Genomic DNA, 19,324 nt, shown 5'->3' on the forward strand with positions numbered 1-19,324 from the left:
AAAAATGAGAATAGGTATTTTCCCGAATTGTAAAAAAAAGGCCAGCAAAGATATTCTTGACAGAATGAGGATATTTTTTGAAAAACAAAATGCCGATGTGTTTCTGCCTCAGGAAATGGCAGAGCTTTTCAGCTGCAAAGATATTGGTGTAAAAAATATTCTTAATGCGGATATCGATGTCGGCATCAGTATAGGCGGAGACGGGACGCTGCTGGGAGTGTGCAGGCTGCTTGCACCTCACGATATACCCGTATGTGGGATAAACATAGGAACTTTAGGGTTTCTGGCGGACATTGAAGTGAGCGAGCTGGAAAATAAACTGATCAAGATATTGAACGGCAATTATAACATTGAGCAGCGTCTTATGCTCGCCGGTTACATAAAGAAGGACAATGCACTCAAACTGGCGGGTTATGCAGTAAACGATATCGTTTTGACAAGTGCAGGGGTGGCCAGGATGGTGGGGCTTGAATTGGAATTTGATTCTTACAAGGTGCCGAGTTATCGTGCCGATGGTCTGATTGTATCCACTGCCACAGGGTCTACCGCTTATTCCCTTTCAGCGGGAGGACCAATAATAAATCCGAAAGTAAAGGTGCTTTTAGTCACCCCTATATGCCCGCATACCTTTTATGTGAGACCAATGATAATAAATGAAACAGAAGAGATAAATATAAAGGTGAAAGATACCAGTCAGGATGTAATACTGACTTTTGACGGACAAGACGTATATCCTATTTCATCGGATGAACAGGTGATGATATGCAGAGCGCCTTTTTCTGCTAAAATCATTAAATTTGATGATAAAAATTATTATAAAATACTTTTGAATAAGTTAATTCGGAGCAATACAAATGCAGATGCTCAGTAATGCTATTCAAATCAACCAATGTCTTCTGAAAGAAGCGGTAAAAAACGCAGATCTTCTTGTAGATGCCACCTGCGGCAATGGGTCCGACACATTGTTTCTAGCAAATAATGCCAAGTATGCACATATTTATGCTTTTGATATCCAAAAAGAAGCTATAGAAAAAACAAAGGAAAAAACTAAGAAATATGAGAAAAATATATCTTACATATGTGATTCGCATATAAATATGAAAAAATATGTGAAGCACAAGGCTGATGCGGTGATTTTTAATCTGGGATATTTACCTGGGGCATCGCACGAAATAACCACACATGCAGATACAGTATTGAAAACTATAGATGCGGTAAAAGATTTGTTGAAAATCAACGGCATAATTTCAATTTTGGCCTATCCCGGACATGCAGAAGGGTATAATGAATATTTGAAGCTGCTTGAATATACGAAGATGATGGATAAGCATATTTTTACGGCGTGCTGGTATAAATTGCATAACCATACTAATGCTCCGGCGATGTGCTGGATAGAAAAACAGGGGTGAATTTACGTGAAATCACTGAGACATGAAAAAATTAAAAGCATTATAGAAAACTCGATTATTGAAACACAGGAAGAACTGGCCGAAGCATTGCGAAATCACCATATTGACGTTACGCAGGCTACTGTTTCGAGAGATATCAAGGAAATGATGCTGATAAAAATACCTACTGATGACGGACGCTATAGGTATGCCTGTCCTTCCGACAAAAAATTCTTTTTTTCAAAGAACCGTATGGAACGTATTTTTCATGACAGTGTCATCAACATAGATTGCAGTGAAAATATAATTGTAGTAAAGACACTGCCGGGAGCGGCAAACGCTGTTGCTTCGACTTTAGATTATGCAAAGTGGCCAGAGATAATCGGGACTGTCGCAGGTGACGATAATATATTGGTTATTATAAAACCGTTATCTGCCGTGGAAAAAGTGATGAAAAAACTGGAAAAATTTATATCTTGATGTATTTTGTAAAGAGGGATAGGTCAGCATGCTGAAAACATTGACTGTATGGAATCTTGCGCTTATTGATCATTTGCAAGTCAATTTTGACGATGGGCTTAATATACTGACTGGTGAAACCGGGGCCGGCAAATCACTGCTGCTTGGTGCACTGGGATTGCTTATGGGGCAGCGTTCTAATATTGATGTTATAAGGAATGGCGGCAGTTATTTGCGTATTGAAGCTGTTTGTACCATTGATAATGATGACGTACACAGCTTTCTTGAAAATAATGCTATCCTTGATGAAGCAAATGAGCTGATTATAGTCAGGCAGATAAACAGAAACGGGAGAAATATAATTCAGATAAATGGCTGTCAGGTCACTGCAGCGGCGTTGAAGGCACTTAGTGAACTAATGATCGATATTCACGGACAAAATGAAAATCAATCCCTTCTGCGGCCGGAAGAACAGCTTGCCTTAGTTGACAGGGCAGTGCCGGATTTTGAAAAATATATGGAAACATATATAAAAGCATATGGGCAATATAGGGAGATTACAAAAAAACTGAATGAAAAAAAAGCGGCTTCTCAAAATTATACGGAACATATGGAGATGCTGCGCTGGCAAAATGATGAAATAGAAGCAATCGCGATCCAGCCGGATGAAGATAGGGAAATTGAAGAAAAAATAAAAAAGATAACTAATACGGAAAAAATAGCCAATTTAGTAAAATCCACCTACTCGCTGCTTGCCGATGACAATAATGGAGAGACAGTTTTAATTGCACTGTCAGGCATTAAGAAGAATCTTGATGCACTCTTGAAATATGATAAAAATTTTGCGACTGCTAAAAAAATAGCGGATGATGCATATATACAGCTTCAGGAAATCAGCTACGAAGTACGCGATTACATCGATGATATTGATTATGATCCGACTGTCTTAAACATGCTTTTACGGCGCAGTGATGATATTGAAAGACTTTGCCGGAAGTATGGACCGGAAGTTGATAATGTTCTGGCTTATCAAAAAAAGATAAAAGATGAACTGGATGAAATGGAAAATTACGATGTCATAATAAAGGATATGCAGTCGGATGCTGATTTAGCAGAGAAAGAACTTGAAAAAGCCGCTGCTGAACTCAAAGCTGTACGCAAAAAAGCTGCAGATGAGCTTTCCAAACGAGTGAAAGAACAGCTGCTTGATCTGGGAATGCATAATGCACAGTTTGCTATCCAGTTTAAAGATACACAGGAATATAGTAAAACAGGTACAGAAACAGCTCAGATATTATTCTGCGCTAATGTTGGCGAAGAATGTAAGCCGCTTCAAAGGACGGCTTCCGGAGGTGAATTATCACGTATTGCCTTGGCAATAAAAACCGTGACTGCGGCAGACGATCATGTCGGTGTGATGGTATTTGATGAAATCGATGCGGGCATAGGCGGGAAGACCGCGCAAATGGTAGCTGAAAGAATAGCCAAGATAGCAGCATTCAAACAGGTGCTGTGTATAACTCACCTGCCTCAGATAGCCTGTATGGCTGATGCCCATTTTTATATTGATAAAACTGTCCAAAAAGAACATACAGTTACACGCATTAAGAAACTTTCATCGGGAGAGCAGCTCAATGAGATAGCTCGCATGGCATCAGGTATCGATATCACAGCAGCTTCTCTTGATAATGCCATGGAAATGCTTAATAATGCCAGACTGAAGAAAAAAAGAATGGAAAAATAACTTTCTTATAAGCAGCATATAATGAAAAATATATTTGATTTGGAGATGAAATATATGTATGAAGATCTTATTGAAAAAAAAATAGCTTCTGTAAATGTTTTTGACGGAGACCTCCTCCATGTAAAAAAAGACGAAGTTGAACTGCCTAATGGACGCTATGCGAGCAGAGAATGGATAGAACATCCAGGAGCATCTGCTGTTATACCGTATACAGCTGATGGTAATATAATTATGGTCCGTCAGTATCGTTATCCTGTAAGGCAGGTGACCTTGGAAATACCGGCAGGAAAACTTGATTTAGAAGGGGAAGATCCATTGGCATGCGCAAAACGGGAGCTTAGTGAAGAAACTGGATATACCTCTGAAAAATATACAAAGCTTTTGACCTTGGCGACTACTGTCGGCTTTTCCAATGAATATATACACATTTATTTAGCGGAAGAACTAAAGGCGGGACAGATGCACCCGGATGAGGATGAATTTCTTAACTTGCTGACGATTCCTTTGGCAAAGGCAGTGCAAATGGTATATAATGGTGAAATAATCGATGCAAAGTCTGTGTCGGCTATACTCTTGGTCAATATGATCAAAAATAAAGAATGCTGAGTGTTCAGCGATAGGAGGTCCTTATGTTTGGTTTCGGCCCTGAGATGATTTACGGGATTCCGGGTCTTATCATTGCGTTGACGGTTCATGAATATGCACATGCCAGAGTGGCGGTGTATTGCGGTGATTTTACACCGCGGCTGCAGGGACGGCTTACACTTAATCCTGTTGCACATATTGATCCGTGGGGATTGATTGCTTTGTTTATATTCAAATTTGGCTGGGCCAGACCAGTAATGATAAATCCAAGAAATTTCCGCAATATGCGTCGGGATGATATTCTTGTTTCGCTCGCCGGACCGGCATCTAATATTGCAGCGGCTTTTGCTGCGGGCATATTATTGGCTTTTTTGTATAAATTCGGCTATATGCAGCAATGGATACAGCAGGTTTTATTGATGACGATGATCTATAATGTCAATTTTGCGGTATTTAATATGCTTCCTATTCCGCCTCTTGACGGATCAAAAGTATTGATGAATATATTGCCTTATGAACTTGCCAGGCAGTACGCACAGATTGAACGGTACAGCATGGCAATTTTTATAATTTTTCTGTTGTTGGCCAATACGCATATACTGGGAAGTTTTCTCAGCATGTTTACCATACCTATTATGAGCTTGATCAGATTAGTTATGGCACTGCTGATTTGATTTAGCTCATTAAATTAAAAATATTACACAGGTTTTTGTGCGAAATGAGAACCTGTGTAATATTGTAGTACAGGATGAAATTTATGTCTTTAGAGTATAAAGTGCATCTAAAGGCCTTTGAAGGGCCGTTGGATTTGTTGCTCCATTTGATCGAAAAAAATAAAATTGATATTTACGATATACCTGTTGCTGTTCTAACAGAACAGTATCTTATATACTTAGATCAATTCCGTGAATTCAATATTGATATAGCAAGTGAATTTCTGCTTATGGCTGCGGAATTACTGCGTATAAAATCGCGCATTCTGCTGCCGGAACTGGTAAGTGAAACAGATGATCAACAGGAAGATGATCCCCGGCAGGATTTGGTAGAACGACTTTTGGAATACAGAAAATTTAAGGAAATCAGTAATGTACTTGACGAAATGGCAATAGCACAGGGGCAGATTTTTTATCGGGAAACAGAGCTGGGACCTGTTCAGCAGCTGCCTCCCCAGAATATGGATATAAAAACTTTATGGATAGCTTTTCAGAATGTTATGGAAGGACAGCTGTCCGATAAAAAAATCCAGAAAGTCGCAAAAGATAAATTCAGCGTGCAGGATAAGATGTTGATAATATTGACATTGCTTGGAAATAATGAAAAAGAATGCGCACTTTTTACAGAGGCATTCGATGCTGATGCTGATCGGGCGGAGCTGATCGTCACTTTTTTGGCTATGCTGGAATTGATAAAATTAAAAAGAATATATATAAGGCAGGATTATTCTTTTTCATCCATATATATTTTTTTGAGGAATGATGAAGAAAATGTTTTATGAAAAACTGAAGGCACCTCTTGAGGCAATGCTGTTTATATCTGCTGAGCCGCTATCCTGCAAGCAGATAGAGGCTATACTGCAGATTGACAGGGAAAATGCGGAGGCATTAATCAATGAACTTCAGGAAGACATGAATAGAAATAAAAGCGGCCTGATGATAAAAAAAATAGCGGATGCATATCAGATGTGTACAAAACCGGAAATGGCCGTTTATCTGAATAAATTAACAGAAGTAACAGATAAAAAATTGTCTGCACCCGCATTGGAAACACTGTCTATAATTGCTTTTAAACAACCAATAACAAAGCAGGAAATTGAAAATATCCGTGGCGTACGGGTGGACAGTATAATAAATAAACTTTTAGAACGTGAATTAGTGCAGGAAGTAGGCCGTAAGAAAGTAGTTGGCCGTCCTATTATGTATGGGACGACAAATACTTTTTTAAAATGTTTCGGGTTGACAAATCTTGGACAGCTGCCGGCACTTTCTTTTTAATTAATGAAAAACTCGGTTATATTAATGAAAAATTATTTTTTTAGCAAATGAGAGAATAATATATATGCTTTTGAGAAATATGATGAGTAAAATTTAATTGACAATTATTATGTACCTGTATATAATGACCATATACAAGCAATGGTGCTTATCTCATCAGATAAGGGCCATTTTTTTCATCCCCATATAAATGAAAATATTATTCATTGTAAAACGTAAATTATATTAATCTCAATGATATATGAGCTTAACCTGCAAAAGGCATCCTGATTTTGGGGTGAAAAAGGAGCAAATTAACTGTATAAGATAAGAGTCTGCAGTAATTACTGCTGAGTATTTTTATCATTTTATAAATTTTCAGGAGGATGTTATGGCTGTTTTACTTGAAAGTGATAAAGAATATGATTTGCCTAAAATGTATAAGATAAGACAGGTCTTTCCGAATGAAGAATTGAAAAATATTACAGAAGAAATTAGCTGCAAAATGAATTCACCGGAAATATATTCTAAAATACGTCCTGATATGCACGTTGCTGTGTGTGTTGGCAGCAGGGGAATAAAAAACCTGTTTACGATAGTTTCTGCGGTGGTAAATGGTTTGCTCGAAAGGAAGGCAAAACCGTTTATTTTATCAGCTATGGGAAGTCATGGCGATGGCACCGAAGAAGGACAAAAAGAGATTTTAGCGGGATATGGTATCACAGAAGACCGTCTGCATGTGCCTATAGTAACGCAAATTGGTGTACAAAAAATTGCTGCGCTTTCAAATGGAACACCATTATTTTTCGATGAAGCAGCTATAAGGGCAGATTTAATAGTTCCCATTAATAGGATAAAGATACACACTGATTTTGTTGGTGACATACAAAGCGGACTCTGCAAGATGCTTGTGATAGGTTTGGGAAATCAAAAGGGATGCTCAACTGTCCATGAGGAAGATCCAACAAATTTTTCTAAGATAATCGAAGAAGGGGCCGGAGTGATAATTGAAAAAATGAAAGTCGGATTCGGTGTCGCTATAGTTGAAAACGCATACGATAAAACGGCTTGTGTTGATGTTATTGCCGGTGAAAAAATAATTTCCGGTGAAAAGGAGCTTTTGAAAAAAGCAAAAAAATATATGCCTTTTATTAGGCTGCCATCAATAGATATATTGGTAATGCAGGAAATAGGTAAAAATATTTCAGGGGCAGGCTACGATCCCAACATAGTAGGCCGTAGTTCTGTGCTGAAAGAGTTTACAATACCTTTTCCCAAAATAGAAAAAATGATATTATTGGATATAACTGAATCATCTCATGGCAATGGCATAGGTATAGGCTTATTCGATGTAATTACGAAAAATGTATTTGCTAAGCTGGATTTTAGGGCAATGTATACGAATGCGGTTGCATGCAAATGCATTGAAGATGTTAAAATTCCACTGATGGCAGATGACGAAGAGGAGGCTGTCCGGATAGCGGTGAAAACTACCCGGAATTTGAATAAAAAAAAGTTGAAAGTGGTGCGGATAAAAAACACTTTGGAATTGGAATATATAGAGGTATCAGAGGCATTGCTGCCTGAAATCGAGAATAATGAATATCTAAATCTAATCGGAACGTAATATTATAAAAATTTTATAATGAAACAAATAATGGAAACAATATATATTGACAAATGTGTCGTTTCGTATTATGATAAAAAATATAAAAGCAATGGTGCTTATCTTATTTAGATAGGCACCATTTTTATTTATATTAATATATAAATGAAATAATCATTAATATTAACAAATGATTTATATTAATCACTGGGCGAATATCATAAACGATGTTCAAAAACGATAAGATATTAATGTAATTATGGGAGGAAAAAATGAATTCATTATCAGATGCATTTATACCTAAGGGAAAAATTAGATCTCTATATATTTTTATCATCGCAGCAATAGCTTTTGTTGTGATTTTAGGAATATGGTCTGCGTTTACATTGATAGGAAAAATGGATCCGTTTTTTTTACCGCCGCCAACGGATGTAGTTAAAACAGCAGTAAGCTTATTTTCACAGGGCGATTTCATAAAGGATATCGGGATAACAGTATTTCGTGTAATGGCAGGTTTTGTGATAGCAGCTGTAGTGGCATTGCCGTTTGGCCTCACAATAGGAACATATGCGCCTGTTTCAGCTTTATTGGAATATGTAGTTTCTTTCATTAGATATCTGCCGGCATCTGCGTTTATTCCATTGTTTATTTTATGGATAGGAATAGACGAACCGGAGAAAATAGCTGTTATTATTTTGGGCAGTTTGCCGCAGCTGATTTTGATGATTGCTACTAATGTCCGCAATGTGCCGATGTCGATGATTGAGGTTTCCTATACATTGGGTACTTCCAAGGCAAGTGTATTATGGAAGGTGATTCTGCCGAAGGCTCTGCCTGATATCATGGACACCTTCCGTACTGTTCTGGGATGGGCGTGGACATACGTAATTGTGGCAGAATTAGTAGGAGCTTCATCGGGAATAGGCTTTATGATAATACAATCACAAAGAATGATGAATACATCCAATATATTTGTAGGGATTTTGACAATAGGTTTCATCGGCATGATAATCGATGTTGCGTTTAAGATTTGCCATAAAAAATTCTTTTTTTGGAATAATTAGGTGACAATGGGAAGGGAATATATATGCGGATAAAAGATATAGAGAATACCAACACAGGCCTTACCGTTGAAAATGTGACTAAAATATATAAAACAAAAAAAGGTGATATTCTGGCACTGGATAATGTGAGTTTGCATGTGCAATCCAATGAGTTTTTAGCTCTGCTGGGTACATCGGGATGCGGGAAATCTACACTATTGCGAATTATATGCGGGCTGGAAAAGACAACGGAGGGAAGTATAATAAATCAGAGAAAGGTAATAGCGGGACCTGGAGCGGACAGAGGAATGGTTTTTCAAGCCTATAATCTTTTTCCCTGGATGACTATTTCAGAAAATATACAATTTGGTCTGAAACAAAAGAATGCCTCTCGCAAGCAGGCGAGAGAGATAGCTGAACATTATGCTGAGCTAGTTGGTTTGAAAGGATTTGAAAATCAATACCCGAACTCTCTGTCAGGAGGTATGCGACAAAGAGTAGCGATAGCCAGAGCATTGGCTAATGATCCGAGCGTATTGCTTTTGGATGAACCCTTTGGAGCGCTTGATATGCAGACAAGGGGCGTTATGCAGGAACTTTTGCTTGATATCTGGCAAAAATCACCAAAGACAATAATAATGGTAACCCATGATATTGATGAAGCCATTTTTTTGGCAGACAGAGTTGCAATAATGTCTGCACGGCCGGGAAGAATTAAAGAAATACTGGATATAAAGGAAGGCATATCAAGGCCGCGTAATTATCATATCAAGACATCACAAGAATTTATTGCTTACAAAGAAAGGGCTACTGATATTATCAGGGAAGAAAGTATGAAACTGTTGAAATAATATTAGGAGGATGCTTATGTATCTGATAAGAAAGTATATAACTGAGGAAAATCAAGAAGTTCGATTGGTCATAGGATATACTTATGATTTAGAAAGTGCGGTGGATATAGTGAAATTGAATTATGGCGCTCCTAGTGCAGTGGAATCAATAACGGGAGGTGAGGTACTCTACTATAATAAGGAGCATAAAAAGATAGCTTTTTGGATACGGGAAATTGGTTTGCTGCAAAAGGAAGACAAATTTTAAAATAGTGAGCAGATATAATTGATAGACTTTATGAAAATAATTATTATGCGGTTGGAGGTTTTAATATGAATTCCAAATGGAAAAAAGTATTCGCAATGGGGCTGATTTCGACCGTGCTGCTGGCGGCAACGGGGTGCGGGGGAAACACAGATACTCAGTCTTCGGGGTCAGGTGAAACGGCTAAAAATGATAAGGTTATCATTGGGCAATCATCTTGGATTGGATTTGCACCACTTTATATAGCGGAAGAAAAAGGTTTTTTTAAGAAACATGGAGCCGACGTGGAAATACAATCTATTGAAAGCAAAACAGACAGCAAAACAGCATTAGCTGCTGATAGAATACAAGGCATTTCTACCGATATGTCCACTCAGGTTATGAATGCGGCAGCAGGCATCGATTTGACTCAAATACTGGCATTGGATACTTCTGCGGGAGGCGACGGTATAGTAGCTAAAAAAGAATATAAGATTATAGAGGACTTGAAGGGAAAGAAAATTGCACTTGATACTACGGGCGGAGCCGATTATTTTTGGTTTCAATACTTGCTCCAGCAAAAAGGAATGACATTAAAAGATTTTGATGTGCAGAATATGTCCGCAGGAGATGCAGGGGCAGCTTTTGTTGCGGGGAAAGTAGATGCTGCGATCACATGGCAGCCATGGCTTTCAAAGGCTGAAAAAACAGATTTTGGGCATACGTTAATGGACAGTAATGCTACTCCAGGTGTGATTGTAGATACTTTCGCAATGAAAAAATCTTATATAAAAGAACATCCTCAGGCGGCAAAAGCTATCGTAGCAGGCTGGTATGAAGCGCTTGAATATATGAAAACGAACAATGACGATGCAATTGCTATCATAGCAAAAAGAGTAGGAGAAAAACCGGAAAATGTAAAGGATGAGCTTAAAGATGTAAAGTTCTATGATCAAGCGGGTAATAAAGAATATTTCGGAACTGCTGATCAAAAAGGTGAGTTTTATAAAATTACAGCTATAGCCGCTAAACTATGGAAAGATCTGGGACTGGTTGATAAGGATGTAAATGCAGATTCTATTATAGACGGATCTTTTCTTGATCCGCAATAAATATTAATAATTGGCAGATCAATATTGACTGTCAGACGTTGAAAAGCTCTCGGCCGTTTATATTATCTTACGGCTGAGGGCTGTATTTATTTATAGAATAATCATAGGGTTTGTAATTTGAGAAGGGAAATATGTGTTTTATGGAGAAATATATAATAAAGGTATATATTTTCATCAATATTTTCAGACCGGATGTAAAATCATGATACTGGATACAGGAAAATAAAAAAATATATAAAAATTTGAAATCATATTTATAAAACATGGTATTTTATGTTACAATAAATATGATTCTATTTTTGGGGGAATTATGTTGACAAGATTAAAAGATGCTCTTGATCATATTGCCGCGGCGATTATTAAGCAGCGGGATTTATTGGATCGATTGGATTCCATTGGTGACAGTGATCATGGAACCAATATGGCTCGCGGGTTTACCGCAGCAGTGGAGGCATTGGATGCTTTAGAAGATTTAAGCACAAAGACGGTCTTTACTGTTGTTGGAACAGCGTTTTCGGAAAATATCGGCGGAGCTTCCGGTCCTTTGTATGCGACAGGTTTTTTACGTGTTGCTGCACTTTGCGACGATAATACGGCTTTCAATGTAAAAAATGTGGAAAAACTTTTGGGAGCGGCTATTGACGGAATAAAAAAACGGGGACATTCCGATGCGGGAGAGAAGACACTGCTTGATGTTCTGATTCCTGTTTATGAATGTTTTACACCGGAAAAAGCAGGAGATAAGACTTTGTATAAATGTATAGAAGCTGCAGTAAAGGCAGCTAAAGATGGATTGGATTATACGAAAACTATTCCTGCTACAAAGGGACGTGCTTCTTATATTGGCGAACGAAGTGTAGGACATGAGGATCCGGGTGCTATGTCTTCATTGATTATGGTTCGCGAATTATTCAATTTTTTGAAATATTAATAATGCCTGCTATATCTATATTTATAAATAGATATAGCAGGCATTATTTCTGAAAATTTTAAATTAATGAATTATTTTCTTGCTTTTGCAGAAATAATTTGTTATACTAAATATAGGAAAAGACGAACCTAATATAGTTTCATATAGGTATTGTTTTTTCTGGGATGTGGAACTTTGTAAAATGTTGATCAATGTAACAGAGCCTATGGTTGAGAGCTTTTTGAAGGGGAGTGGAAGGTTATAAAAAATTCCTTTATCTTTCTATTTGGCAACAATTTTTACTGAAGTGTACAAGGACTGAAGATACTATTGCTTTATAGGTAAATGTGGGCACTACATCGTAAAAATTGCCATATGGTACAGTTTGTGTTGATAATAATGCGCATTAAGTTCGGATGATGGGAGTATAATTGAACATTTATTTTGCAGAATTTCAATTATATGAAATGATAGCGATAACGCGTCATTTGCAGGTAGCCTGGCTATGTTTTATAAAGTGTATATTCTCAATCGCGAGAGAGTATATGCAGACAAAAGAATAAAGAGGTATTTAATATTGAGTTATTGCTGAAGGCAGCTTGTATGTACGTGTACAAGCTGCTTTTATTTTAATCTGCGATGAATAAAAAGGATGCCTGACAAAAATTTTGTCAGGCATCCTTTTTATGAAAACAATAAAGTTATTTTTTCCGACGAAGTTTTTTTACCAGATTGCGACCAGGCAAAAGATGGATAACTTTTACACCTGTATTTTGAATACGGCGTAAAGGCGCAATTTTGACCTTGATATGAGGTTTCATATCTGAAACAGTACCAAAATCTCCTCTGCACAAATAAGTCATTTTTGTTTCTTCAGGTTTTATAATTTTACGTAAAGCACGAACAGTTTTTTCAGGTGAATTATTTTCCTTGCAAACGAATAAATCAATTGCAGCGTATTTTAAAGCAGGGTACACATGAATGGTGAGGTGTCCTTCATCCAAAGGAATGAAGATGACAAAATGGTTCAGATCAAAAGATTTTACTTCAGTTTGTGAAGGAGTAAGACCATTTTTATGCAAAACATTCTTTAGAGAATCTGATAATAAAGAGGCATTGCTTAATTTTTCCGGATTGCAGTTATACATGTCAATAGCGAGCTGCCGTGCTAAAATTTTCACGCAAATACTCCTTTATTCGAGGAAATCTTTAAGTTTTTTGCTGCGGCTGGGATGGCGCAGTTTTCGTAGCGCTTTAGCTTCTATCTGACGAATACGCTCACGTGTTACACCAAAACTTTGGCCTACTTCTTCCAAGGTTCTGGCCCGTCCGTCATCCAAACCAAAACGAAGCCGTAATACTTTTTCTTCTCGCGGAGTAAGAGTCTTTAAAACATCTTCAAGCTGTTCTTTTAGAAGAACGAATGAAGCTGCCTCAGCTGGGGCAGGTGCATCATGGTCTTCAATAAAATCGCCAAGATGAGAATCTTCTTCTTCCCCTATAGGTGTTTCCAGAGAAACAGGTTCCTGAGCAATCTTCATTATTTCCCTGACACGTTCGACAGTTACTTCCATTTCATTGGCAATTTCTTCAGGGGTAGGATCACGCCCTAAAGATTGCAAGAGCTGCCGTGAAACGCGGATAAGCTTGTTGATTGTTTCCACCATATGAACAGGTATTCGAATTGTACGTGCCTGATCAGCAATGGCGCGAGTTATAGCTTGTCTTATCCACCAGGTAGCATAGGTGCTGAATTTATATCCTTTGTTGTAATCAAATTTTTCTACGGCTTTTATGAGACCTAGATTACCCTCTTGAATTAAATCGAGGAAGAGCATACCACGTCCTACATATCTTTTGGCAATGCTGACGACAAGACGCAAATTTGCCTCTGCCAGCCTTTTTTGAGCATTTATATCGCCATTTTCCATTTGTTTAGCCAATGCTATTTCTTCATCGGCATTCAGTAGAGGCACACGGCCAATTTCTTTGAGATACATACGGACAGGGTCATCAATGTTGATACCCTCAGGTATGCTCAGATCAATATCATCATCAGTCTTACTGTCAGAATCGTTTTGACCCGCGTCATCAGATAACTTCTCACTTGAATTTTCATCAACAATGTCAATGCCTTTTTTGGTAAATTTTTCATACAGATCATCTATTTCCTCCGGCGAAAGGTCAACGCTTTGCAACGCTTCCATTACTTCACCATAAGTAAGAACGCCGCCTTTTTTCTTTCCCTTTGAAAGCAGGACTTTTATGAATTCGGCACTTTGTGAGATCGCAGCAGGTGTCTGTTTAGTTGTTTGTTGCATACACATGCCTCCTCCCCAATAGTATATAAGAGTACAAACCAGTCTGCATAATGCTCAATTAACTCCATCCATTTCTTTAATAATTCGCTGAATTTCTCTAAGTTCCTGCTGAAACCCATTATCGCCTTTTCGCTCCAGCTCATCAGCTCTTAAACTGTGTTCCAGATAACTTTTTTTCAAATATGATAGATGGATAGTTTTCAGATAATCATCCAATAAATCAGTTTCAGCATTATTTTCATTTTCTACGATACAGCGTGATAATTCGGTGTAAGCAGTATCACTTAAAAGTTCTGAAGCGGTTATGTCACTGACAGGTTCATGATCAGCAGCCTGTCTTACTGTGTAGGATAATATTTCACGGTGATTTTTATCGGTAAATTCATCCATAGAGATAGAAGCCATAATATAATCCACAATATCTGGTTCACGCCAGATTTTGCTGATTATGTATCTGCCGGCTTTGATAATGGCATCGTTACCAGTTCCGTCAATAGATTTCATAGATTTTATCACAGGCAAATTTGAGTGCTTACTTTTTCGTTGATGCTTTTGCAGCTCAGATCGCAGATCCGTTTCATCAATTCCCAGCGTTTGAGCCGTCCGGATTATATAACCATTAGACTCAACTGAATTGTCTACCGAAGCCAGAACGGGAAGGATGAGAGTCACTGCTTTTAATTTGCCTTCAAGTGCCGTATAATCAATAGTATGCACTATGTGATACAAATGAAAGTCAATAAAATTTAAAGCTTCATCAATAAGCTTGGTAAAAGCAGAGGCGCTGTGTTTGCGGATAAACTCATCAGGATCTTTTCCGTCGGGCAGGGTGATAACTTTTACGTTGGCACCACTGCCGTGTGCGATTGATAAAGCCCGTATAGTAGCCAGCTGTCCGGCTGCATCACTGTCATAGCAAAAATAAATATTGGGAGAATACCGCATAAGCTTTTTACATTGTTCAACTGTAAAGGCCGTACCCAATGAAGCAACTGTGTTGCAAATACCACTGCTTGCCAGAGCGATAGCATCCATATAACCTTCAACAACTATAGAATATTCTTGGTGGCGGATAAACTTTTTTGCCTCGTTTAGCCCAAATAATAAACGGCGTTTATTGAATAAAGCCGTTTCCGGTGAATTGAGGTATTTGGGCTGATCATTACCGAGGGTGCGGGCACCGAAGCCCACAGGCTGTCCCTTTTCATCAGCGATGGGAATAATCAAGCGTTCTCGGAACCGATCATAGTGACCTCCTGATTTTTTCTTTACGATTAGACCAACCTGCAGCAACAATTCTACATTGATACCGCGTTTTATAAATGCAGACGATAATTTGTCCCATCCAGGAGGTGCAAATCCCAAATGGAACTTTTCGATAATCTCCTTATTGATACCGCGTTTTTGAAGGTAAAGTATACCAGGTTTTCCATAGCCGGTTTTTGTAAGGCAATTATGAAAAAAGTTCTGAGCCATTTCATGAATTTTGTACAGGCTTTTTATTTCCTGTTCTTTTTTTACTTGTATTGCTGATTTCTTCTTTTGGGGAATAGGAATGTTAAGCCGTTCGGCTTGGAGTCTTATCGCTTCTCCGTAGGAGATATTTTCTATGAGCGATACAAATTTAAATACATTTCCCCCTTTATGGCAACCGAAGCAATAGAAAAAGCCTTCATCCGGTACTACGGAAAAGGAAGGTGTGTTTTCTCTATGAAATGGACAACAGCCCCAATAATTATGACCGCGTTTTTTCAATGAAACATAGGAAGATACAACTTTTAAGATATCGGATGAAGAATAGACTCTTTCCACGAAATCATTATATGAAGTATTGTCTAACATGATATTCACCCGTGTGCTTGAAAATTTAACGAGACAAATAAATAAGATTCTATGTTAATGTTAAATTTCCTTTAATAAAATTTGACTTAAACACAATAATTTGGAAATTGATGGTTTATAAAGAAAACAAAGCGGAAATAGCTTTTGTTTATTTTGTGCAGTTCTCCTATAAATCAGCGTATCCATAGTTTTCATTAATTTGTTTGTTATGAATTAAATTCAATAAAAATTCCTGATATCCTTTTTTTGTTGTAAATTCGTTGTTTTTTTATATCTAATTTGTTAGGATAAGAAATATAGCATTTAGGGGGAATTAATTTGGCTGAAAATATCATATTGGAAAAAGTTCTCAAAGAATTTGGCGAACTGGCGAAAATACCAAGACCGTCCGGGCATGAAAAAAATGTGAGCGATTATATTGTCACAAGGCTGAAGAGTATGGGGCTTGTGGTTTATCAGGATAAATATAACAATGTAATAGCCGAAAAAAAGGCGGCAGATGGTTTTGCTAATGTTCCTTTAGTCATGCTGCAAAGTCATATGGACATGGTTTGCATTGCTGAAGAAGGAATAACATACGATCCGCTTCATGATCCTATAAAAATAAAGAATGACGGGAAATTTTTATCTGCCGAGGGAACGAGTCTGGGAGCTGATGACGGTATAGGCATAGCCAGTATATTTTATCTTTTGGCGCAGAATTTTAAACATGGACCCTTGCGCGCTGTTTTCACAGTAGATGAAGAACAGGGAATGACGGGAGCCCGCGGTCTTGATAAAAAATATCTGCAGGATGTTTCTTACATTATAAATTGCGATTCTGAAGATTATGATGTGGTAACCATAGCCAGTGCGGGCAGCGTACGTGTCAGCTTTGAGAAGAACATTAGGTTTGGTCAGCCAAGGGAAGATTTTCACAGTGCGCATATAGGTATAAAAAATTTGCTTGGCGGTCATTCGGGGACGGAAATAAATAAAAACAGATGTAATGCAATCAAAATGCTGGCACTTGTTCTGTGCAGTCTGTATGAGGAAAGAATAGATTTTGCTCTTGCCGAAATAAAAGGCGGTAGGGCTGATAATGCTATTGCCTCGGAAGCTTTTGCAGATATAGTGTACAATGCAGATCATGAAGGTAAGATAAAGATGATCTTAGAAAGGCAGGAAAAAGAATTTGGTGAAGTATATGGGGCGATAGAAAAAAATGCCAAATTTATTTTTGAGGAAACAGCCATGCCGCCGGCAGTGATCGTGGAAGAAGATGCAAAAGCATTGATTGCGCTTCTTTGTGTTTTGCATAGTGGAGTATATGCTATGTCACAGACAGTGAATGCGCTGCCTGAATTATCTGCTAATATAGGCAGGCTGGGTGTTGCTGACAATAAAGTTTCTGTCCGCTTATTGGCAAGAAGCGCCACAAATGCCAATCTTTCTTTTATAAAAACCGCTTATAGAAATTTGTCTGAAATGAGTGGATTTACTGCTGTATTTGCACCGACTTCACCTGCATGGAAGGGGAACCCGGACAGCGCGCTGGCAGGCATTGCCGCGGAGATATTTAAAGAACAGAATAATAAACCGATGCGGCTTGAATTCATTCATGGCGGACTGGAGTGCAATTATTTTGCCGATAAAAAAAGCGATGCAGATATTATTTCGATAGGTCCTAATAATATTGACATCCACACTCCACAGGAAAAATTGCAGCTTGATACAGTGGTACCGCAGATACTGCTTATGATGGAAATTGTTTCAAGGATTGCAGGAAACGGCAGAAAGGCGGTATGATCGGCAATATGGCTTTGAAGAAACCGCGTATTAATGCTATTGAATATATGCGCGGAATATCTATGCTGGGCGTTATAGGCATTCATGTGGGGTCTCAGTATATAATAAACACCAATGCCAATATACAGCTTATAGCCGTTTTTGAAATAATGACGAGATTTTCTGTACCGATTTTCTTCTTTATTTCAGCTTTCGGGCTTTTTTATAATTTAGATATAAATGCAAAATTTGATTATTCGCAGTTTATGAAAAAACGTTTTAAGACGGTTTTGGTGCCATATTTTGTGTGGTCGTTTTTTTATACAGCTCTTTATGCGGTCAGATATAATGACCCTTCTGTATTGAACCCCTTCCATATGGTTTATTTGTTGTTTTTCGGGATCGCTTCTTATCAGTTATATTTTATGGTTATACTTATATGGTTTTACTTATTTATGCCGCTATGGATATATATGGTCAAGCACAGCAGCAGGAAGAGCTTTTTTCTCTTACTGCTTGCCCAGATAGTTTTTGATTACTATTCCAGCTTTATAATGAATCCCTACGGTATAATAAATCCTCTTATAAAAGATCTGCTTGTGTATCGGTTGAATTATTGGGTTGTTCATTATGTATTCATATTTATTTTAGGCGGGTTTCTGGCGGTACATTTTGAAAAATTTCGGGCATTTATGAAAGAAAGACGTAAATTTATAAGAATGTTTTTTATAGCTTCTCTTGCAGGACTTTTGGGATATTATTATTACTGCATTTTTGCGGAAGGTTATACAGCCTTGGAAGCAATCAATACGGCACATCAGCTTTCACCGGCAGGAATGATTTATACAATAGGGGCGGTTATATTTTTATTCAGTGAATTCTGCAATTGCAGATATCCTGAGTCTGTGAAAAGTTTTTTCTCTCTTTTGGGACAACATTCTTATTTTGCATATTTATGTCATCCCATATTTATATCTGTGCTTGCCGCCGTTATGGTCAAACTTAATCTTGTTATGACAGCGGTAAGCAGCATGATATTTTATGCAGCGGTGGTATTTTTGTCTATCATCGCGGCTGTTTTCTGCAGGTGTTTTTCAGAGAAATATTGTCCGTATATTAATTTCCTGACAATCGGTATATATCCCAAACATAAATAAAATCTTGCATTAGCAGTAAAGTTATGATATATTATTTCTATTGTGTGTTATTCAATGAGCTTATTAAGGAGGCGTATTATAGATGGCAAATGTTTGTGAAATTTGTGGTAAGGGTGAAATGGCGGGAATGAATGTCAGCCATTCTCATTTGAAGACAAAGCGTACATGGAAGCCTAATATTCAGCGTGTGCACGCGGTTGTAGATGGTGAAGTGAAGAGCATCAATGTCTGCACTCGGTGTATGCGTACCAACAGTAAAGTCCAGCGTGCTAATTAATTTGCGCTCTCTACTTTTATAGAGCCCTTATCCCAAAAGGATAGGGGTTTTTTCTATTTGATTTTAATC

At 37.8% G+C, this 19,324-nt stretch carries 20 protein-coding genes; 17 read left to right on the top strand and 3 right to left on the bottom strand.

Annotated elements, in window-relative coordinates:
• The first annotated feature begins 4 nt into the window (after window positions 1-4).
• The 14 genes from NXG61_RS09605 to dhaL all read left to right on the top strand — a co-directional run bounded on the left by NXG61_RS09605 (window position 5) and on the right by dhaL (window position 11,912).
• A complete protein-coding gene (locus tag NXG61_RS09605) occupies window positions 5-871 on the top strand; it encodes an NAD(+)/NADH kinase (protein ID WP_196604618.1) in 867 nt (288 codons plus the stop codon).
• On the top strand, window positions 855-1,409 hold the full coding sequence (locus tag NXG61_RS09610; RefSeq protein ID WP_196604619.1) for a tRNA (mnm(5)s(2)U34)-methyltransferase: 555 nt from the start codon (window positions 855-857) through the stop codon (window positions 1,407-1,409). Before NXG61_RS09605 ends, NXG61_RS09610 begins: the two co-directional genes overlap by 17 nt.
• A 6-nt stretch (window positions 1,410-1,415) precedes the next feature.
• Window positions 1,416-1,868, top strand: a complete 453-nt coding sequence (gene argR, locus NXG61_RS09615) for an arginine repressor (protein WP_307223461.1) — start codon at window positions 1,416-1,418, stop codon at window positions 1,866-1,868.
• A gap of 28 nt (window positions 1,869-1,896) precedes the next feature.
• On the top strand, window positions 1,897-3,591 hold the full coding sequence (gene recN / locus NXG61_RS09620) for a DNA repair protein RecN (protein WP_196604621.1): 1,695 nt from the start codon (window positions 1,897-1,899) through the stop codon (window positions 3,589-3,591).
• Window positions 3,592-3,645: 54 nt separating this feature from the next.
• Entirely contained in the window at window positions 3,646-4,197 is a 552-nt protein-coding gene (locus NXG61_RS09625) for an NUDIX domain-containing protein (protein WP_307223561.1), read from the top strand.
• Between the two features lie 23 nt (window positions 4,198-4,220).
• Window positions 4,221-4,850, top strand: coding sequence for a site-2 protease family protein (locus NXG61_RS09630; protein ID WP_196604622.1), 630 nt, complete (start codon window positions 4,221-4,223; stop codon window positions 4,848-4,850).
• A gap of 83 nt (window positions 4,851-4,933) precedes the next feature.
• Window positions 4,934-5,671 carry a segregation and condensation protein A gene (locus NXG61_RS09635; RefSeq protein WP_307223462.1) on the top strand — a complete coding sequence of 246 codons (738 nt, stop codon included), beginning with the start codon at window positions 4,934-4,936 and terminating at the stop codon, window positions 5,669-5,671.
• A complete protein-coding gene (gene scpB / locus NXG61_RS09640; RefSeq protein WP_196604624.1) occupies window positions 5,661-6,167 on the top strand; it encodes an SMC-Scp complex subunit ScpB in 507 nt (168 codons plus the stop codon). Before NXG61_RS09635 ends, scpB begins: the two co-directional genes overlap by 11 nt.
• Window positions 6,168-6,537: 370 nt before the next feature.
• Window positions 6,538-7,773: a lactate racemase domain-containing protein gene (locus NXG61_RS09645; RefSeq protein ID WP_307223463.1), complete on the top strand. Its 1,236-nt coding sequence runs from the start codon at window positions 6,538-6,540 to the stop codon at window positions 7,771-7,773.
• Between the two features lie 251 nt (window positions 7,774-8,024).
• A complete protein-coding gene (locus tag NXG61_RS09650; protein WP_196604626.1) occupies window positions 8,025-8,816 on the top strand; it encodes an ABC transporter permease in 792 nt (263 codons plus the stop codon).
• Between the two features lie 23 nt (window positions 8,817-8,839).
• Window positions 8,840-9,646 carry an ABC transporter ATP-binding protein gene (locus NXG61_RS09655; RefSeq protein WP_307223465.1) on the top strand — a complete coding sequence of 269 codons (807 nt, stop codon included), beginning with the start codon at window positions 8,840-8,842 and terminating at the stop codon, window positions 9,644-9,646.
• Between the two features lie 16 nt (window positions 9,647-9,662).
• On the top strand, window positions 9,663-9,893 hold the full coding sequence (locus NXG61_RS09660; protein ID WP_307223466.1) for a hypothetical protein: 231 nt from the start codon (window positions 9,663-9,665) through the stop codon (window positions 9,891-9,893).
• Between the two features lie 65 nt (window positions 9,894-9,958).
• Entirely contained in the window at window positions 9,959-10,981 is a 1,023-nt protein-coding gene (locus NXG61_RS09665; RefSeq protein WP_307223467.1) for an ABC transporter substrate-binding protein, read from the top strand.
• 310 nt (window positions 10,982-11,291) lie between these two features.
• Window positions 11,292-11,912 (top strand): dihydroxyacetone kinase subunit DhaL, encoded by a 621-nt coding sequence (dhaL, locus tag NXG61_RS09670; RefSeq protein ID WP_307223469.1) that lies wholly within the window; start codon window positions 11,292-11,294, stop codon window positions 11,910-11,912.
• Window positions 11,913-12,592: 680 nt separating this feature from the next.
• On the opposite strand, the gene NXG61_RS09675 is transcribed toward dhaL, so the two are convergent.
• From NXG61_RS09675 to dnaG, 3 genes are read right to left on the bottom strand one after another with little or no spacing between them, the layout of a single operon-like run.
• Window positions 12,593-13,072 (bottom strand): S-adenosylmethionine decarboxylase family protein, encoded by a 480-nt coding sequence (locus NXG61_RS09675; protein ID WP_196604630.1) that lies wholly within the window; start codon window positions 13,070-13,072, stop codon window positions 12,593-12,595.
• Between the two features lie 12 nt (window positions 13,073-13,084).
• Complete coding sequence (gene rpoD / locus NXG61_RS09680; protein WP_196604631.1) at window positions 13,085-14,212, bottom strand: RNA polymerase sigma factor RpoD; 1,128 nt, start codon at window positions 14,210-14,212, stop codon at window positions 13,085-13,087.
• 54 nt (window positions 14,213-14,266) lie between these two features.
• Window positions 14,267-16,054, bottom strand: a complete 1,788-nt coding sequence (dnaG, locus tag NXG61_RS09685; RefSeq protein ID WP_196604632.1) for a DNA primase — start codon at window positions 16,052-16,054, stop codon at window positions 14,267-14,269.
• Between the two features lie 318 nt (window positions 16,055-16,372).
• On the opposite strand from dnaG, the gene pepD reads away from it, so the two are divergent.
• From pepD to rpmB, 3 genes are all read left to right on the top strand, one after another.
• Window positions 16,373-17,842 carry a beta-Ala-His dipeptidase gene (gene pepD / locus NXG61_RS09690; RefSeq protein WP_307223472.1) on the top strand — a complete coding sequence of 490 codons (1,470 nt, stop codon included), beginning with the start codon at window positions 16,373-16,375 and terminating at the stop codon, window positions 17,840-17,842.
• On the top strand, window positions 17,839-18,978 hold the full coding sequence (locus tag NXG61_RS09695; RefSeq protein WP_432748914.1) for an acyltransferase: 1,140 nt from the start codon (window positions 17,839-17,841) through the stop codon (window positions 18,976-18,978). The genes pepD and NXG61_RS09695 overlap by 4 nt, the downstream gene beginning before the upstream one ends.
• A gap of 82 nt (window positions 18,979-19,060) precedes the next feature.
• A complete protein-coding gene (gene rpmB / locus NXG61_RS09700) occupies window positions 19,061-19,255 on the top strand; it encodes a 50S ribosomal protein L28 (protein ID WP_196604634.1) in 195 nt (64 codons plus the stop codon).
• The last annotated feature ends 69 nt before the right edge of the window (window positions 19,256-19,324 follow it).

It is taken from the genome of Pectinatus haikarae, assembly GCF_050916305.1.
Classification (GTDB): domain Bacteria; phylum Bacillota; class Negativicutes; order Selenomonadales; family Selenomonadaceae; genus Pectinatus; species Pectinatus haikarae.

What these genes read in the sequence shown, in the direction of transcription:
- NXG61_RS09625 (WP_307223561.1), top strand. Translation starts at nt 3,646, where the DNA reads ATGTATGAAGATCTTATTGAAAAAAAAATAGCTTCTGTAAATGTTTTT.
- NXG61_RS09660 (WP_307223466.1), top strand. Translation starts at nt 9,663, where the DNA reads ATGTATCTGATAAGAAAGTATATAACTGAGGAAAATCAAGAAGTTCGA.
- rpoD (WP_196604631.1), bottom strand. Translation starts at nt 14,212, where the DNA reads ATGCAACAAACAACTAAACAGACACCTGCTGCGATCTCACAAAGTGCC.
- scpB (WP_196604624.1), top strand. Translation starts at nt 5,661, where the DNA reads ATGTTTTATGAAAAACTGAAGGCACCTCTTGAGGCAATGCTGTTTATA.
- NXG61_RS09645 (WP_307223463.1), top strand. Translation starts at nt 6,538, where the DNA reads ATGGCTGTTTTACTTGAAAGTGATAAAGAATATGATTTGCCTAAAATG.
- NXG61_RS09665 (WP_307223467.1), top strand. Translation starts at nt 9,959, where the DNA reads ATGAATTCCAAATGGAAAAAAGTATTCGCAATGGGGCTGATTTCGACC.
- NXG61_RS09695 (WP_432748914.1), top strand. Translation starts at nt 17,839, where the DNA reads ATGATCGGCAATATGGCTTTGAAGAAACCGCGTATTAATGCTATTGAA.
- rpmB (WP_196604634.1), top strand. Translation starts at nt 19,061, where the DNA reads ATGGCAAATGTTTGTGAAATTTGTGGTAAGGGTGAAATGGCGGGAATG.
- NXG61_RS09650 (WP_196604626.1), top strand. Translation starts at nt 8,025, where the DNA reads ATGAATTCATTATCAGATGCATTTATACCTAAGGGAAAAATTAGATCT.
- dnaG (WP_196604632.1), bottom strand. Translation starts at nt 16,054, where the DNA reads ATGTTAGACAATACTTCATATAATGATTTCGTGGAAAGAGTCTATTCT.
- NXG61_RS09655 (WP_307223465.1), top strand. Translation starts at nt 8,840, where the DNA reads ATGCGGATAAAAGATATAGAGAATACCAACACAGGCCTTACCGTTGAA.
- dhaL (WP_307223469.1), top strand. Translation starts at nt 11,292, where the DNA reads ATGTTGACAAGATTAAAAGATGCTCTTGATCATATTGCCGCGGCGATT.
- NXG61_RS09635 (WP_307223462.1), top strand. Translation starts at nt 4,934, where the DNA reads ATGTCTTTAGAGTATAAAGTGCATCTAAAGGCCTTTGAAGGGCCGTTG.
- NXG61_RS09610 (WP_196604619.1), top strand. Translation starts at nt 855, where the DNA reads ATGCAGATGCTCAGTAATGCTATTCAAATCAACCAATGTCTTCTGAAA.
- NXG61_RS09605 (WP_196604618.1), top strand. Translation starts at nt 5, where the DNA reads ATGAGAATAGGTATTTTCCCGAATTGTAAAAAAAAGGCCAGCAAAGAT.
- NXG61_RS09630 (WP_196604622.1), top strand. Translation starts at nt 4,221, where the DNA reads ATGTTTGGTTTCGGCCCTGAGATGATTTACGGGATTCCGGGTCTTATC.
- recN (WP_196604621.1), top strand. Translation starts at nt 1,897, where the DNA reads ATGCTGAAAACATTGACTGTATGGAATCTTGCGCTTATTGATCATTTG.